This is a genomic window from Lawsonibacter sp. (assembly GCF_022777125.1).
Lineage (GTDB): Bacteria > Bacillota > Clostridia > Oscillospirales > Oscillospiraceae > Lawsonibacter_A > Lawsonibacter_A hominis.
Map to the genome: position 1 here is coordinate 1 of NZ_JALFGV010000021.1, position 17,309 is coordinate 17,309.

14 protein-coding genes are annotated in these 17,309 nt (G+C 61.3%); 11 read left to right on the plus strand and 3 right to left on the minus strand.

All coding sequences use genetic code 11. The features are described from left to right. The 4 genes from fusA to MR825_RS01945 all read left to right on the plus strand — a co-directional run. The coding region (gene fusA / locus MR825_RS01930) for an elongation factor G (RefSeq protein WP_287878453.1) at positions 1-1,798 on the plus strand (1,798 nt) is incomplete at its 5' end. A gap of 150 nt (positions 1,799-1,948) precedes the next feature. After that, the gene (gene tuf, locus MR825_RS01935; RefSeq protein WP_186906205.1) at positions 1,949-3,148 is read left to right on the plus strand and encodes an elongation factor Tu; all 1,200 of its coding nucleotides are present in this window, start codon (positions 1,949-1,951) and stop codon (positions 3,146-3,148) included. Between the two features lie 367 nt (positions 3,149-3,515). Beyond that, on the plus strand, positions 3,516-4,364 hold the full coding sequence (locus tag MR825_RS01940; protein WP_256176214.1) for a mechanosensitive ion channel family protein: 849 nt from the start codon (positions 3,516-3,518) through the stop codon (positions 4,362-4,364). A 30-nt stretch (positions 4,365-4,394) separates the two neighbouring features. Beyond that, positions 4,395-4,907 (plus strand): hypothetical protein, encoded by a 513-nt coding sequence (locus MR825_RS01945; protein ID WP_186906203.1) that lies wholly within the window; start codon positions 4,395-4,397, stop codon positions 4,905-4,907. Between the two features lie 371 nt (positions 4,908-5,278). Here MR825_RS01945 and MR825_RS01950 read toward each other — a convergent pair whose 3' ends face one another. Continuing rightward, positions 5,279-5,755, minus strand: a complete 477-nt coding sequence (locus MR825_RS01950) for a DUF4830 domain-containing protein (RefSeq protein ID WP_186906202.1) — start codon at positions 5,753-5,755, stop codon at positions 5,279-5,281. 287 nt (positions 5,756-6,042) lie between these two features. Between MR825_RS01950 and MR825_RS01955 the strand changes: the two genes are divergently transcribed. From MR825_RS01955 to MR825_RS01985, 7 genes are all read left to right on the plus strand, one after another. Then, the gene (locus MR825_RS01955; RefSeq protein WP_186906201.1) at positions 6,043-6,753 is read left to right on the plus strand and encodes a pseudouridine synthase; all 711 of its coding nucleotides are present in this window, start codon (positions 6,043-6,045) and stop codon (positions 6,751-6,753) included. 186 nt (positions 6,754-6,939) lie between these two features. Beyond that, on the plus strand, positions 6,940-8,031 hold the full coding sequence (locus MR825_RS01960; RefSeq protein ID WP_287878459.1) for a PucR family transcriptional regulator: 1,092 nt from the start codon (positions 6,940-6,942) through the stop codon (positions 8,029-8,031). A gap of 70 nt (positions 8,032-8,101) precedes the next feature. Further along, positions 8,102-8,794: a cell division ATP-binding protein FtsE gene (ftsE, locus tag MR825_RS01965; protein WP_186906199.1), complete on the plus strand. Its 693-nt coding sequence runs from the start codon at positions 8,102-8,104 to the stop codon at positions 8,792-8,794. Beyond that, positions 8,778-9,668 (plus strand): permease-like cell division protein FtsX, encoded by an 891-nt coding sequence (ftsX, locus tag MR825_RS01970; protein ID WP_186906198.1) that lies wholly within the window; start codon positions 8,778-8,780, stop codon positions 9,666-9,668. The genes ftsE and ftsX overlap by 17 nt, the downstream gene beginning before the upstream one ends. 186 nt (positions 9,669-9,854) lie before the next feature. Further along, positions 9,855-11,117 (plus strand): murein hydrolase activator EnvC family protein, encoded by a 1,263-nt coding sequence (locus MR825_RS01975; protein ID WP_287878463.1) that lies wholly within the window; start codon positions 9,855-9,857, stop codon positions 11,115-11,117. Positions 11,118-11,199: 82 nt separating this feature from the next. Then, entirely contained in the window at positions 11,200-12,327 is a 1,128-nt protein-coding gene (locus tag MR825_RS01980) for a S41 family peptidase (RefSeq protein WP_186906197.1), read from the plus strand. A 90-nt stretch (positions 12,328-12,417) separates the two neighbouring features. After that, the gene (locus MR825_RS01985) at positions 12,418-13,848 is read left to right on the plus strand and encodes a MerR family transcriptional regulator (protein ID WP_256176576.1); all 1,431 of its coding nucleotides are present in this window, start codon (positions 12,418-12,420) and stop codon (positions 13,846-13,848) included. Positions 13,849-14,095: 247 nt separating this feature from the next. Here the strand turns inward: MR825_RS01985 and MR825_RS01990 are convergent, their stop codons facing one another. Further along, complete coding sequence (locus tag MR825_RS01990; RefSeq protein WP_186906195.1) at positions 14,096-15,274, minus strand: YibE/F family protein; 1,179 nt, start codon at positions 15,272-15,274, stop codon at positions 14,096-14,098. A 272-nt stretch (positions 15,275-15,546) separates the two neighbouring features. Then, on the minus strand, positions 15,547-17,121 hold the full coding sequence (locus MR825_RS01995; RefSeq protein WP_287878468.1) for an alkaline phosphatase: 1,575 nt from the start codon (positions 17,119-17,121) through the stop codon (positions 15,547-15,549). Positions 17,122-17,309: the final 188 nt, after the last annotated feature.

The window sequence follows — 17,309 nt, forward strand, 5'->3', positions numbered from 1 at the left end:
GCGCGTGCTGGACGGTTCTGTGACCGTCATGTGCGCCAAGGGCGGCGTGGAGCCCCAGTCCGAAACGGTGTGGCGCCAGGCCGACCACTACAAGGTCCCCCGCATGATCTACGTCAATAAGATGGACATCATGGGCGCCGATTTTTACCACGTGCTGGACATGATCCATGACCGGCTCAAGTGCAACGCCGTGCCCATCCAGCTGCCCATCGGCGCCGAGGAGACCTTTAAGGGCATCATCGACCTGGTGGAGATGGACGCCGACGTGTATTACGACGAGCTGGGCAAGGATATGCGCGTGGAAGAGATCCCCGCCGACATGCTGGAGCTGGCTCAGGAATACCGCACCAAGCTCATCGACGCCTGCGCCGATCTGGACGACGAGATCATGGAGCTGGCCCTGGAGGAGAAGCCCATTCCCCAGGACCTGATCCGAAAGGCGATCCGTCGCGGCACCATTGAAAACAAGCTGGTCCCCGTGACCTGCGGCACCTCTTACAAGAACAAGGGCGTGCAGAAGCTGCTGGACGCCATCGTGGACTTCATGCCCTCTCCGGTGGATATCCCTGCCATCAAGGGCGTGAACCCCGATACGGAGGAAGAGGACGAGCGTCCGGCCTCCGACGAGGCTCCCTTCTCCGCGCTGGCCTTCAAGATCGCCACCGATCCCTTTGTGGGCCGCCTGTCCTTCGTGCGCGTGTACTCCGGCGTTCTGAACACCGGCACCAGCGTCCTGAACTCCACGAAGAAGCAGAAGGAGCGCATCGGCCGCATCCTGCAGATGCACGCCAATCACCGCGAGGACATCGAGACGGTTTACTCCGGCGATATCGCCGCCGTCATCGGTTTGAAGAACTCCACCACCGGCGACACCCTGTGTGATGAGAAGCACCCCATCATCCTGGAGTCCATGGAGTTCCCCGAACCCGTGATCCGCGTGGCCATCGAGCCCAAGACCAAGGCGGGCCAGGAGAAGATGGGAATCGCTTTGGCCAAGCTGGCGGAAGAAGACCCAACCTTCAAGACCTACACCGACGAAGAGACCGGTCAGACCATCATCGCCGGCATGGGCGAACTCCACCTGGAGATCATCGTGGACCGCCTGCTGCGGGAATACAAGGTGGAGGCCAACGTGGGCGCGCCCCAGGTCGCCTATAAGGAGACCATCAAGAAGTCGGTGGAGCAGGATACCAAGTATGCCCGTCAGTCCGGCGGTAAGGGCCAGTACGGCCACGTCAAGATCGTCGTGGAGCCCAACGAGTCCGGCAAGGGCTACGAGTTCCTGAACGAGATCACCGGCGGCGTGATCCCCAAGGAGTATATCCCCGCCGTGGATCAGGGCATCCAGGGCGCTATGCAGGCCGGCGTGCTGGCCGGCTATCCGGTGGAGGATGTGAAGGTCCATCTGATCTACGGCTCCTACCACGAGGTGGACTCCTCCGAGATGGCCTTCAAGATCGCCGGTTCCATGGCCTTCAAGGAGGCCTGCCGCAAGGCCAACCCTGTGCTGATGGAGCCCATCATGAAGGTCTCCGTCATCGTCCCCGACGAGTACCTGGGCAACGTCATCGGCGACCTGAACGGCCGCCGCGGCATGATCCAGGGCCAGGAGAGCCGTCCCGGCGCCACGCAGATCGACGCTCTGGTGCCGCTGGCCAACATGTTCGGTTATGCGACCGACCTGCGTTCCAGCACCCAGGGCCGCGGCCAGTACTCCATGGAGCCCCACAGCTATGTGGAGATCCCCAAGAGCATTGCCGAGAAGATCATCGCCGAGCGCGGGCGGAAGGAAGACTAAGCGCACAGCGTGACGCCGAGGCGCGTGCGCTGTGTGCAGGGCGTCTTCTGCAATAAAAGTATTGCATTTTACACTGCAATGCTATAAAATATCTTCGCATTATTGTGACGATAAAACATGTAATACGTGTATTTAAGGAGGAACATCCAAATGGCTAAGGCTAAATTTGAGCGTACCAAGCCCCATGTCAACATCGGCACCATCGGCCACGTTGACCACGGCAAGACCACCCTGACCGCCGCAATCACCAAGTATCTGGCTCTGAAGGGCCAGGCTCAGTACGAGGACTACTCCAGCATCGATAAGGCCCCCGAGGAGCGCGAGCGCGGCATCACCATCAATACCGCTCACGTGGAGTACGAGACCGACAAGCGGCACTATGCCCACGTCGACTGCCCGGGCCACGCCGACTATATCAAGAACATGATCACCGGTGCTGCTCAGATGGACGGCGCCATTCTGGTTATCGCCGCCACCGACGGCCCCATGGCTCAGACCCGTGAGCACATCCTGCTGGCCCGTCAGGTGGGCGTGCCCGCCATGGTCGTGTTCCTGAACAAGTGCGATCAGGTCGACGACGAGGAGCTGCTGGAGCTGGTCGAGATGGAGGTCCGTGAGGTCCTGTCCAAGTACGAGTTCCCCGGCGACGACATCCCCATCATCAAGGGTTCCGCTCTGAACGCTCTGACCTGCGAGGGCGGCGTGGACGATCCCGACTTTGCCTGCATCAAGGAACTGATGGACGCGGTGGACGATTATATCCCCACCCCCGCCCGTAACGACGACCTGCCCTTCCTGATGCCCGTCGAGGACGTGTTCACCATCACCGGCCGCGGCACCGTGGCCACCGGCCGTGTGGAGCGCGGCATCATTAAGATGAACGAGGAAGTCGAGATCGTCGGCCTGAGCGACGAGAAGAAGAAGACCGTCGTCACCGGCATCGAGATGTTCCGCAAGCTGCTGGACTTTGCTGAGGCCGGCGACAACATCGGCACCCTGCTGCGCGGCGTTGCCAAGACCGACGTGGAGCGCGGCCAGGTCCTCTGCAAGCCCAACTCCATCCATCCGCACACCAAGTTCACCGGCCAGGTCTACGTTCTGTCCAAGGACGAGGGCGGCCGTCACACCCCCTTCTTCAACAACTATCGTCCTCAGTTCTACTTCCGTACCACCGACGTGACCGGCGTCATCTCCCTGCCCGAGGGCGTTGAGATGTGCATGCCCGGCGACAACGTCGACATGAAGGTGGAGCTGATCACCCCCATCGCCATCGAGAAGGGCCTGCGCTTCGCTATCCGCGAGGGCGGCCGTACCGTTGGTTCCGGCGTCGTCATCGACATCGAGGAGTAATCCAGGCATCATAAAGCGGGGCGGCCCTTCCGGGCCGCCCCGCTTGCTTGCCGGCAGGCGTGTTGTCCCTTGCCGGCCCGGGGTACCGCCGATTCCTGCCCTATCGTACAGGCAGAGCGAAAACAGCCTTGTTCCTTTGGACGCGGTGTGCTACAATAAGGTCTGCGGAAGAAGCCGCCCTGCGCGCTCTTCTGCAGACTCTGCCGCAGAAACTGCGTCCGTGAAGGGCACAGGATATCGCATAACACTGCGTCAGATCCTTATGCCGGGACACCGGAACGGGATCTGCGGGCCGAGGCGTCCAAGGCCTGCGGCCTTGCCTGGTGCGCATTACATGTAAGCGGTGAAACGGAAAGGAGAAAAACGCGTGCTCACAAATTTGACGGCCTCTACCGAGGAGACTCAGGAGGCGTTCGAGACGCTGGTAGGGGCGATCAAGGGCTTGGACCTGTGGCATATCGCAACGATCGTGCTCCTGCTGCTGGCCTGTATGGTGGTGATGAAGGTACTGCTCCGGCTTTTGGACCGCACGTTCCGGCGGCTGGAGGTGGAAAAAAGCCTGCATACCTTCGTACGCGCCGCTCTGCGGGTTTTTCTTTGGATTATCACCATTTGTCTGGTGCTGGGCTATATCGGAATTCCCATGACCAGCCTGATCGCAGTCCTGAGCGTGCTGGGCCTGGCCATCACGCTGGCGGTCCAGGGGTCCCTGTCCAATTTGGCGGGCGGCATCCAGGTGTTGGTATCCAAGCCCTTCAAAGCCGACGATTACATTGAGGTGGGCTCGGTCGGCGGCACCGTGGCAGAGGTCGGGTTAGTATATACCAAGCTGCGCACCATCGACAACAAGATCATTTCCATCCCGAACGGGCAGATTTCCGGGGAAAAGATCGTCAACTACAGCACAGAAGAAAAACGCCGGGTGGATCTGACCTTCAACACCTCCTATGACGATGCGCCCGAGCGCGTGACCGCCTGCATCCGGGATGTGATCGGCGCCCACCCGAAGGCCTTTTTTACGCCGGAGCCCTTTGTGCGGGTCTCAGCCTATCAGGCCAGCAGCGTGGAATATACCGTGCGGGTCTGGTGTGCCACGGAGGATTATTGGGCGCTGTATTTCGACTTGCTGGAGCAGGTCAAGGCCGCCTTTGACCGTGCGGGCATTGAGATGACCTATAACCACCTGAACGTGCACATGGTGGATCATAGGAAATAAACGGGCGTGTTGGGAAAGGAGAAAAACAAAATGACGGATTACACAACGGCAGGCCGTGGCCTGAAGACCATGTTTATCGGGGAGATTGTCTGCCTGTTCAGCTTTATCCCTTTTGTAGGGCTGATTGGCCTGATCGTGACTCTGGTGGGGCTGAATACGGCGTCCAAAGCACATCCGGGCTATAAGACGGCCTTCACCATCGCGATCGTAAACATTGTTGTCAGCCTTCTTTGTGTGTTCCTCGGCCCGCTGAGCATCCTGGTGAGCATCCTCAGCGTCGTTATGGTCTATATGATCTGCACCACCAGCGCAGAGCTGCTTTGTGAAAAGGGCGATGCGGAGCAGGCGGCCCGGGCGCAGACGGTTTGGAAGATCTACACAGGATGTCTGGTCGTCAGCATCGTGTGCACCATCCTGGCGCTGATCCCCTTCATCAATGTCCTGGCTGCGGCGGTGAGCGTCGTCACCGTTATCGTACAGCTGGTGGGCGGGATCCTCTATCTGGTCTTTCTGTATAAGGCGTCCGATTCCCTTCAGCGTTGAGGCTGTCCCGTGTGGGCTGAGGAGCAGGCTCCGCCGTGTACGTGCCCGGACCCTACTTTGCACCTATGAGCGCAGGAGCCTGCAAGACTTTCTTGACCAACTCAAACGCGGCGCTCCGGCGAGCGCCGCGTTTCAGCGGTCGAAAAAGGCCCTCCCGCAGGGAGTCCCGCCGCCCGCAGGCGGCGGAATAAAAGGAAATCCCGTCCGTTCCAAGGACATGTGCCTTGGAACGGACACTTCTCACGAAATTTTCGCCGACAATTTTGTAAGAAATCGAGGTGAAAATTTCGTGTATTTCTTCTCGAAAAAGTGGCAAAGCCACTTTTCGAGAGGCTCAAACGCGGCGCTCTGGCGAGCGCCGCGTTTGCCTTTCATGCAGGCATTTCCAAACCGTGGATGAAGCCGCCCAGCTGGGGAGAGAGCACATCCGCGCCGATTACGGTGTTCTTGTAGATGAGCAGTCCGGCCAGAATGCCGCTTTCGCCGGTTGGATAATTGGTGATCTCATAGGTATAGCGCTTGACCCGCTTGCCGCAGTACTGGGTCAGGTCGAAGCCCTGAGAGGACTGCAGCTCCAGATACTGACCATAGGTCTCGTCGAATGCTTCCGGGATGACCAGTTCCTCCACGGAGACCTCCTCCGGGGCTACGGTCCAGCCATAGCTCTCCAGATAGGCGATCCGGTCTTCTCCGGTCTTGATTCCCTTTGGGCTGGCCGCAGTGGAGACTGCCGCCCCTTGGGCGTTTTGTAATACGGCGGCCGCCACCAGTACGCCGCAGACCACGACGGCCGCTGCCGCCACGGCCGCGAGGCGCCCGCGATGGACCTTGGCGGTGAAGATAAACACAGCGCAACGCTCCCTTCCGAAAAACAGTCGTGGTAATCTGTATGTTTTTTTCGGAAGGTCTATGATAAAATAATCGAAAAAGGACAACCAGAAGCGCGAAGGCGAGCGGAGCAGCGGACGAAGACGCGCAGCGAAGCAAACGGACCGGAGGCGCGCAAGCGCCGCAGGACGGCTTGCGCAGTCGGAGAGGCGTCGTCCGCGCGGCGCAGCCGCCGCAGCATGACAACTAGAAGCGCGAGGGCGAGCGGAACGGACGTGCCGCGGTGAAACGGAGGTTGAGGTGTGATATGGAGCGATTGGATAAGCTTTTGGCCAATACGGGCCGCTGGTCCCGCAGAGAGGCGCGGGAGCTGGTGCGTCAGGGCCGGGTGACGGTGGACGGCGCGGCGGCCGCCGCGCCGGAGGAGAAATATGAGGCCGGCGCCTGCTTCGCGGTGGACGGGGAGATTATTTCCGGGGAAAAGCGGGCCTATGTGATGCTCCACAAGCCGGCCGGGCTGCTCTCCGCTACCGAAGACCCCCGGCGGCCCACGGTGATGGAACTGCTCCCGGAGCATCTGCGCCGGATGGGGCTTTTCCCGGTAGGCAGGCTGGACAAGGATACGGAAGGCCTGCTGCTGCTCACCAACGACGGCCCCCTGGCCCACCGGCTGCTTTCCCCCAGGCGGCATGTGGATAAGACCTACTTTGTCCGGGCGGACCGGCCCTTCGACGGGGCGGATGAGGCGGCGTTTGCCGCCGGTATGGTGCTGCGGGACGGCCTGCACTGTCTGCCCGCCCGTCTGGAGCGGCTGGACTGTCCGGAAGAGGCGTTGGTGACCATCCAGGAGGGAAAGTACCACCAGATCAAGCGTATGGTGGCATCCCAATATAAGCAGGTCGTCTATCTGAAGCGGCTGAGCATGGGAGCGCTGAAGCTGGACCCGGCGCTGGAGAAGGGGGCGTGGCGGTACCTGACGCCGGCGGAATGCGCCGCCCTGCGGGATGCAGGGGACTGAACCGGGCGGCGGCGGTCCTGCGATCCGGCCCTTGGTCTCTGTGTTTCAGAGTATTTCGGCAATTTCCACAAAAAACTTTTCAAAACCTATTGAAAAGGTCGAAAAGACCCGGTATAATAAGGGACAACGAGTGTGTCGTCAAAGCCCCTCAATGCAGAGGAATCAGAAAAAGGGAGGCTATCGCTTATGTCCAGCAGAGTGTTTCAAAGCGTTGTCCTGCAGATGAAGGACAGCACAGACCGGGCCATTGGTGTGATCGATTCCGAAGGGACGGTGGTGGCCTGCAACGAACTGAGCTGTATCGGGGAGCATTGGCCTGCAGCCGTGGAAGCGGTCAACGCCGGTGAGGGCGGCGTCGTCCGCTACGAGGGGCGCACCTTCAAGGCCCTGCAGGGCTGGGGGTCCCAGTTCGACTACGCCGCCTTTGCCAAGGGGGACGACGCGGAGGCGCGTGCCCTGTGCACCATGGCCACCGTGGCCCTCAACGGCGCGAAGACCTATTATGAGGAAAAGCACGACAAGGCGACCTTTGTCAAAAACATTATCTCCGACAATATCCTGCTGGGCGACATTTATGTGCGGGCCAAGGAGCTGCATTTTATCTCCGAAGCGCCCCGGGCGGTCTTCCTGATCCGTCAGGTGGAGACCACGGAACCCGCCCTGATCGACGTGGTACAGGGCATGTTCCCCGACAAGCAGGTGGACTTTGTCCTCTCCATCAGCGAGACCGACGTGGCCCTGATCAAGCAGCTCTCCGACGCCACGGAGGGCAAGGACCTGTATAAGCTGGCCCGCCAGATCGAGGAGACCGTCACCGAGGAGCTGCACGTCAAGATCGTCATCGGGATCGGCACCATCGTCACCCACATCCGGGAGCTGGCCCGGGCCTACAAGGAGGCCCAGGTGGCCATCGACGTGGGCAAGGTCTTCGACACTGAGAAGTCCATCATCAATTACGAGAATCTGGGCATCGGACGGCTGATCTATCAGCTGCCCACCACCTTGTGCGAGATGTTCCTCCAGGAGGTCTTTAAGAAGAACCCCATTGACTCTTTGGATCAGGAAACGCTGTTCACCATCAACAAGTTCTTTGAAAACAACCTGAATGTGTCTGAGACGGCCCGCAAGCTCTTCGTCCACCGCAATACCCTGGTGTACCGCCTGGAGAAGATCAAAAAGCTCACGGGCCTGGATCTGAGGGAATTCGACGACGCCATTACCTTCAAGGTGGCCCTGATGGTGAAGAAATACCTCCTCTCCAGAGGAATCAAATCCTGACGATGATAGAGATCAAAATTGACAATTGACAATGCAACGTTGTCAATTGTCAATTTTTTGAGGTACATACATGATACGTTTGATCGACATCCAGAAGGCTTACGATAACGGTACCAAGGCCCTGAAAGGGGTCAGCTTCCGCATCGACGACGGGGAGTTCGTCTTTCTGGTGGGCCCCTCCGGTTCCGGAAAGTCCACCATCATCAAGCTCATTACCGCCGAGATCGCGCCCAACGCCGGGCGGCTGATGGTCAACGGGTACAACCTGAACAACATCCGCCCCCGCCAGGTGCCCTACATGCGGCGCACCCTGGGGGTCATCTTCCAGGACTTCCGGCTGATCGAAAAAAAGACGGTGGAGGAGAACCTGACGTTTGCCATGCGCACGGTGGGGGCCGCTCCCCGGGAGATCCGCAAGCGCATCCCCTATGTGCTGGAGCTGGTGGGGCTGGATCAGAAGGGGGCGTGCCGTCCCACCGAACTCTCCGGCGGCGAGCAGCAGCGGGTGGCCATTGCACGGGCGTTGGTGAACAATCCCCAGATGATCATTGCCGATGAGCCCACCGGCAATCTGGATCCCCAGCGCTCGCTGGAGATCATGATGCTGCTGGAGCGGATCAACGAACTGGGCACCACCGTACTGGTGGTCACCCACGAAAAGGAACTGGTCAACCGCTTTGCCAAGCGTGTGGTTGCCATCGAGAACGGCAGGGTCATCAGCGACGAGACGGGCGGGTATTACAACGATGAAACAACGATATGATTTCGGATATTTCCTCTCCGAAGGCTTCCGCAGCATCTTCACCCACGGCTTTATGTCCTTTGCCGCGGTATGCATGATCGTCTGCTGCCTGTTGATCATGGGTTCCTTCACCCTGGTGGCGGTGAATGTGGACCATATGCTGGGGGACCTGGAGCGGGAAAATGAGTTTACGGCTTTCGTGGACGAGCGCTACACGCAGGAGCAGACCCAGGCCCTCCAGGCCACGCTGGAGGCTATCCCAAACGTGGCCTCCGCCACCTTTGTCAGCAAGGAGGAAGCACAGGAAAATTTTGCGGCGGACAAGGCGGATAACGAGCTTTTTGCAAGCCTGCCCGCCACGGTCTACCGGGACCGCTACCGCATCCATGTGGACGAGATCCAGCGGATGGAAGATACCGTGGCGCAGGTGGAAGGCACGGCCGGCATCGCCAAGGTGCGGGCCGAGCTGGAGATCGCCGAGGGCTTCGTGGTGGTGCGCAACATCGCGGGGGCGGTAGCCGTCATTTTGGTGGTGATCCTGCTGCTGGTGTCGCTCTTCATCATCTCCAATACCATCAAGCTGGCCACCTTCAACCGCAGGGAGGAGATCGCCATCATGAAGATGTGCGGCGCCACCAACTCCTTTGTCCGCTGGCCCTTCGTGTTTGAGGGCATGCTGCTGGGGCTGACGGGAGCCGTGGCGGCCTTTTTCCTGGAGTGGGGCGTATACACTCTGGTGGGCAGCGCGATCACCACATCGGACACCATCGCCCTGATCACGGTGCTGCCCTTCCAGCCCATGGCGCTGCGGGTGCTGGGGGTTTTTGCCGGTACGGGCCTGGTCATCGGTGTTGGCGGCTCGGTGTTGGCGATTCGAAAGTTTTTGCAGGTTTGATACGGCGGTTCCATTCCCGTCATGATGGGAATGGAACCGCGCCCCGCCGGCGTGTGCGCCGGGTTTGTGCCCGCGGGACGCAAGGCCTGTCTCACAAATATTCAGTGCGCTCTGCGCGGTTAAAGCAGCTTAAGCCGTTTTGATTGAATATTAGTAGGAATCGGACGGATCAAAAGGAGAACCATCGTGACAAAAAAACAGCAAAAGCAGCCTCAAAAGCAAAAAAAGCAGAAGACCGATTGGCGGCGTGTGATCGTGGCCGTGCTGGCGGCGTGCATGGCGCTGCTGCTCCTGCTGCCCATGTTCACCATGATCCTGGGCGGCGCAGGGGCGGTGACCCAGGCGGAGATCGACGCGCTGAAAGCCGAACAAAGCGAGAGCAAAGCCCGCCAGCAGGAGCTGAAAGAGCAGCTGGCTGCGGTCAAGGACGACCAGGCCAAGGCCCAGCAGCAGCGGCAGATCCTGACCCGGCAGCTGGATGCCATTCAGGCGGAGATCGACAATATCGATCAGCAGATCGTCTATTACGACGGGGAGATCGCGCAGAAGGAGGAGGAGCGGCTGGAGGCCGTGGCCCGGGAGGAGGAGCAGTACGCGCTCTTCTGCAAGCGGGTGCGGGCGATGGAGGAGGATGGAAATGTCTCCTACTGGTCCATTCTGTTCAACGCCGAAAGCTTCTCCGACATGCTGGACCGTCTGGCCGACATCAACGACGTGATGGACTATGACAACGCCGTTATGGAGCAGCTGGTGGAGACGCGGCGGCAGATCGAGTCCATCAAGGCCGACCTGGAGAGCGCCAGGGCTGAGCAGGAGGACGCGCGGGCCCAGCAGGAGGCCAAAAAGGCCGAGCAGCAGGAGAAGGTGGCGGAAGCCCAGAAGCTGCTGGATCAGATCAATGCGGACATGGCGGAGGTAAACCGCCAGCTGGACGCGGAGAGCGCAGCCGCCGCCGAGATCCAGGCGGAGATCGCCAAAAAGCAGAAGGCGTTGGCGGAAGAGCGGCGGAAGAACAATATCACCATCGACACGGAGAGCAATTACATGTGGCCCCTGCCGGGCTATAACCGGCTCACCTCCGCCTTTGGCTACCGCATCCATCCCATCACCAACAAGGCCCACAGCCATACCGGCATTGACGTCCCCGCCCCGGCAAGAACCCCGATCCTGGCGGCCAAGAGCGGTCAGGTGGTCACCTCTGCCAGGCATTCCTCTTACGGCAATTATGTGGTCATCGACCACGGCAACGGCAGCTCCACCCTGTACGCCCATATGAGCTCCCGCAACGTCACCGAGGGGCAAATGGTCAAGCAGGGGGATGTGATCGGCTATGTGGGCACCACCGGCAGTTCCAACGGCAACCACCTGCACCTGGAGATCCGGGAGAATTATACCCGCATCAACCCGGAGAGGAAATATACTTCCATGAGTTTTGTACGCGATTACTGATGGATGTGTGTGTTGGGAGCAGGCGGAGGGCAAAGGCCCTCCGTCCGCTCCCGCTTTTTCCTAGACAGAAAGGAACCTGAGCATGAAGACAAAACGCTTTTCCGTCCTGCAGCTGATCCTGGCGGTGCTCCTGACTGCCGTTGTGCTGACCGGCGGCGGCCTGCTGGCCCTGCGCGCCGTGGTGGGCCAGGGCGGCCTGGCCCTGCTGGAGGGCCTGTTTCTGGTCCACACCCGCTTTGTGGGAGACTATGACACCGCCGCGGTGGTAGACGCGGCGCTGGAAGGGATGGTGGACGGACTGGGGGACCGGTGGAGCTACTATCTGACTGCCGAGGAATATGAGGCCCAGAATCAGCGCCGGAAGAACCAGTATGTGGGCATCGGCGTTACCGTCAATTACGAGCGGGAGGAAGGACTTTTGATTTTGGAGGTGACGGAGGGCTCTCCGGCGGCGCAGGCCGGCCTGCTGGCCGGGGAGCTCATCACCGCCGTGGACGGGCAGTCCCTGGCGGGAGAGGCGCGCTATGACGGAGCCGACCGGATCCGCGGGGAGGCGGGGAGCACCCTCTCGCTGGAGGTGCGCGCTCAGACCGGTCAGACGCGCACGGTGGAGGTGCGTCGGGCCGCCCTGGACAGCGACCCGGTGGAGTATGAACTGCTGGAGGGGCAGGTGGGCTATGTAAAACTCTCCAATTTCTATGAAAACAGCGCCCGGCGTCTGGAAGCGGCGGTGACCGCGCTCCAGGAGCAGGGGGCGCGTGCCCTGGTGTTCGATATGCGCGACAACGGCGGCGGCTATCTGACAGAGCTGACCGATATGCTGGACTTTTTGCTGAACGAGGGGCCCATCTTCATCAGCCGGGACCGGCAGGGGCACGAGACGGTGACGGAGTCGGACGCGGACTGCGTGGACCTGCCCATGGCGGTGCTGGTCAACGCCAACACCTACTCGGCCGCCGAGTTTTTCGCCGCGGAACTGCAGGAGCGGGGCGTGGCCGTCCTCGTGGGCGAGCCCACCAGCGGCAAGGGCTATTCCCAGCAGACCTTTCCGCTGCCCGGCGGCAGCGCCATGGCCCTCTCCACCGGGGCCTACTTTACCGGCAGCGGGAAGTCGCTCATCGGCGCCGGGCTCACCCTGGACCGGGAGGTCGAGCCGTCCGGAGAGGGAGACGCCCAGCTGGACGCGGCGCTGGAGCTGCTGAAACCGTAGCGGGCGGGCCTGCGCCTTCGTTTGAGAAAAAAAGCTTGACTGTAAACCCGCTTTATCCCTTATCCTGAGACCGATAAGGAGGCGCATACCATGAATGTCAGCCAATTGGAGACGCTGCTGGACATGACCCGGGCCAACATCCGCTTTTACGAGCAGGAGGGGCTGGTCTGCCCCCGGCGGGAGAAAAACGGCTACCGGGATTATTCGGAGGAGGACACGGACACCCTGCGCAAGATCAAGCTGCTGCGTCAGCTGGGCCTGTCGCTGGAGTCCATCCGGCGCCTGCAGCGGGGGGAGCTGTCCCTGGATGCGGCGCTGCGGGAGCGGGAGGCGCAGCTGGCTGCGGAGCGCTCCGAGCTGGAGTGGGCGGCCGGTATCTGCCGGCAGATACGTCAGGAGGGGGCGGAATACCAGGCGCTGGACGCCCGGCGGTACCTGGAGCGGCTGGACCGGCCTGCGGCGGGGGAGGGGCGCTTTACCCTGGATACCGACGCGCTGCCCACCGTCTCCCATCCCTGGCGGCGGTACTTTGCCCGGTCGCTGGACCTGGGCGTGTACGGCCTGCTGTGGGCGGCGGTGCAGCTGCTGGTGCTGCGCTGGAACCCGGACCCCAATGTGCTCGTTCGCCTGCTGGAGCGCTATATCGGCTATGCACTGATGCTGGGGGTGGAGCCGCTGCTGCTCTGCACCCTGGGGACCACCCCGGGCAAAGGACTGTTTGGCCTGGAGGTGCGGGACGGGAACGGACGGAAGCTGAGCTTCCGGTCGGCCTTTCGACGGACTTGGGGCGTCTTTTGTCAGGGCATGGGCTGCGGGGTCCCCATCTACCAGCTCTACCGTAATTATAAGAGCTATCGTGCCTGCGAGCGGGGGGAGGCCCTGAGCTGGGAAGCGGAGACCGTTTACCGCATCCAGGACGATCGCGCCGTCCGGTGCCTGGGGTACGTGGCTGCGGAGGCGGCGGTTTTTGCACTGCTCCTGGTGCTGACGGCGCAGGCCTTTCTGCCCATCCACCGGGGGACGCTGACGCCGGAACAGTACGCGGACAACGTCAATGATATGAGCCGCTTTCTGCAGCTGGACTCCGATGAGCGGATGGAGGCGGACGGCACATGGAGGGATGGAGCGCCGCACGGCGGCGTTGTGATCGACCTGTGGGACAGCGGCCCGACGCCCGCCCACCAGCTTACCGTCACCGATGGACAGGTAACCGGTGTGCGCATTGAGATAGAGCGGAGCGGGGTCCAGCTGATCGGCTCCTATACCGTGCAGAAGCAGCTGGCGGCCATTGCGCTGTGCGCCGCGCAGAAGAGCTATAACGGGATCTCATGGATGAAAAGCGGCGTGCTGGACGCCATTGCCGAGCAGGGCTTTGCGGACTACACCCTCCAGGCGGGGGACGTGACCATTACCCAATCGGTAGAGCAGCGGGGATACCTGGATGGAACGGAATTCCTCTTCGCACAGGAGGGAGCGGACCCCTACCTCCACCTGGTCTTTACCCTGGAAAAAACAAGCTGAGGCGGCGGGCTTAGCCCGCCGCCTCAGCTTGTCGAAAAACGCCTCTGGCCTTTTTCGACAGAGGGATGCATGACGGACAGGGCTCGATTCTGGCAGAAAAGCCGCCCTGCCCGTCATGAGAGGTGTCATTTCCGACGCGCATGTCGCCGGAAATGACGGAACTTCCTTTCCTCCCGTCGCCTGCGGACGACTCAACTCTGCCAGGCTCTTCTCCAGGAGGGTTTTTCGACCGCCAGAGGCGGCGGGCCTAGCCCGCCGCCTCTGGTTTGCCGGAGTCGGATGTATGGGTTCGGCCCGCCAGCAGCATGCCGCTGGTGAGGGCGGTGAAGGGCGCTACGGTGACCAGTCCGAAGGACCCTACCACCGTATGGATGATCTCAGACGCCACATATTTGTAGTTCAGGATGTTCCAGATGGGGGTGCCCTGAGCCATAAAGACCATCAGCAGGGCCACAAAGCCGCCGGAATAAGCCAGAAGAAGGGTCGTGGTCATGGTGCCCATGGCGGCCCGGCCCACGTTCATTCCGGAGCGCACCGCATCCCGGCGGGAGATGTCGGGGCGTTTATCCACCACCTCGTTCACCGCCGAGCAGATGTCCACGCTCAGGTCCATCACCGCGCCGGAGGAGCCCAGGAAGATGGAGGCCATAAAGATGCTGGTCAGATCCAGATCCGGAAAGCCGCTGTAGAGCAGACTTTCGGAATAGGCCATGACCGCCCCGTGGATGCGGAAGGCGTTGGTGAACAGAATCCCCAGCACACAGGTGACCAGCACCCCCAGTCCGGCCCCGGACACGGCGGCGGCGCAGCGGCGGTCGAAGCCGTACACCAGGGCGATGATGAGCACGGTGAGCACCAGAGTCGCCGCCAGGCCGATGAGGATGGGATTGTGGCCCTTCAGATAAAGGGGGATGAGCAGCTTCCAGATCATCAGTACGGTAAGGGCGAAGGAAGCGATGGCCCGAATGCCGGTCTTACCGGCGAAGAAGATGAGCAGGGCCGCGAAGCAGAGAGCCAGCACCAGTTCCCAGTTCAGCCGGTAGTGGTCGATCATGTTGATGGAGAGGATGGTATCGCCCTGATAGGAGATGACCACCAGGGCCTTGTCGCCGACGGCGAAGATCTTATCCTGCTCCAGGGAGCCGTTGAGCATATTGTAGCCCGTGGCCGTCTGCCCCTTGAACGCTCCGCCCAGCAGTTCCAGCGTGCAGGCCTGCTCTCCGGAGCGGACCAGGCCGGTGTCCACGACGGCGGAATCGTCCACGGCCACTACCCGGGCTGCGCAGCGGTCGTTGCCCTGGTAGTTGAGCGCGCCCTCAAAGCCCGTGGGCAGGAGCGCCAGCAGGAGGATCAGCAGCAGGCAGACCGCCACGGGGGCGTAATAGCGGCGCTTGGCGCCGTCGTGCAGCAGCTTCAATGACAACATTCCTTTTCTTCTGTAATTGGCAGGCGGACCAAACGGCCCGCCGGGTTCACCCGAAAGGGGCGCGCCGCGCCCATAAAGCGGCGCAGCCGCCAACGGCCGCGTACTGCGGGCGGCTGCGCTCGGAACCCGTCAGGGGGCCTTCCGCAGCGGGACGAGGCTTTCCCGGATCAGCGGCAAAGCCGCCGGTTCGAGAATACCCGGACGGGCCGCAGAAATGCGGCCCGCCCGGTGTCTGTGGATTGGTCCGTGCAGGAGAGGAAGAAGGATGCGATTTATTTCACACCCAGCATCTCAGCAAGCTTGCTGAAGATGGCGGTGTTGTCGTAGTAACCGTTGAAGACCTCGGCGCCCGCGCCTTCGGCCAGGACCGGGACCGGAAGGCCAGTGTGGCTGTAGGAAGTGAAGGAGACGCCGGATTTGTTGTTGAGGATGTGGGTGATGGTGACGGTCAGGGGCTCATAGGTGCCGTAGAGCACGTACTCGGCCTGCTCGTACTGGCTGGCGGCGGTACCGTTGATGCTCTTTTCGTAGGCGGCCTTGAGCTGGCTCTGCTCGTACTCGGTGAGCACCAGCTTGTCGCCCTCCTTGCCCTGGGTCTTCAGGCCAAAGAGCGTTTCGATGTCGGCCAGGACGGTCTCAAAGGAGGCCTTCTTCTCTTTGTAGGCGGCCACGTAGTCGCTGTCGTACTTGGCGAAGGAGATCTTCTGGCTGTTCAGCAGGGTCAGGTAGGTATCATAGTCGGTGCCGGCGAAGCCGATGGTGAGGCCGCCGGTCTCGTGGTCGCCGGTCACCAGGATCAGCGTCTCGTCGGCGTGCTCCCTGGCGAAGTCGATGGCGACCTGTACCGCATCGGCCAGGGCCATGGTGTCGTTGATGGTGGAGGCGGCGTCGTTGGCGTGGCAGGCCCAGTCGATCTTACCGCCTTCGCACATCATGAAGAAGCCCTTATCGTTGTCCAGAACCTCGATGCCCTTCTCCACATAATCGGCCAGAGACCACATGGCGTCGGTACGGTCCAGCTCATAAGCCATGGCGCTGGAATCGGCCAGGTTCTCGTCGATGAGGATGACGGGGCCGCTGGTGACCTTTTCAGCCTCGGCCTGCGTGGTGACCACGTTATAGCCCGCTTTCTCAGCCAGGTCGTACAGGCTCTCCTTGTCTTTGTCGGAACCGGTGGGCTTGAGCAGACCGCCGCCGGCAAAATACTCGAAGCCGGAGTCGACCAGTTCCAGACCGATCTCATAGTAGCTGCCGCGGCTTTGCTGGTGGGCGTAGAAGGCGGCGGGGGTGGCGTGGTTGAGGTTGACGGAGGAGATCACGCCGATCTTCCAGCCCAGCTGATCCTTCAGCTTTTCGCTGATGGTCTCATAGGCTACGCTGCCGGTCTCGTCCATGTTGATGGTACCGGAATAGGTCTTGTGGCCGGTGGAGATGGAGGTGGCGGTGGAGGCGGAGTCGGGAGCAAAGCTGTTGGAATCAAAGGTCACCGCGGAACCGGCGGTCTCAAAATTCATAAAATTCAGATAGGAAGGACCGTCCAGCTTGGCGCCCATGTTGTCGTCCAGGCTGGGCTGAGCGTTCAAGTAGTCCTCGTCGGCCAGGGCGCCCAGGTAATCGGCGGTGGACTGGATCTGGGGATAGCTCATGCCGTCGCCGATGAACAGGAACACGTACTTGGGGGCCTTCGTCTGTGCGGGCTGGGCGGAAGCGGCGGAGAGGGACACGGGGGCGGCGGCAGGGAGGGCGCTGGTCTGCGCGTTGTCGGCGGTGCCGCCGCTGCAGGCGGCCAGACTGCCGCACAGGGTCAGGGCCGCCAGAGAAACGGCCAGGGGTCTGTTCCAATTCATTCAGATTTTCCTCCAATACAGATACGATTCTTTGTCTTGCGGACAGTCCCCATGATACCCGAAGCGGAGCGCCGGGCGCTACCAGGCGCGGGTAAAGAAATGAAAAGCTGTGGTAAGGCAAGGTAAAGTTTCTGCAAAAAAGGGCGGTCATATCCCATCGCGGCGCGCATATCCTTGTCCCGAGGTGA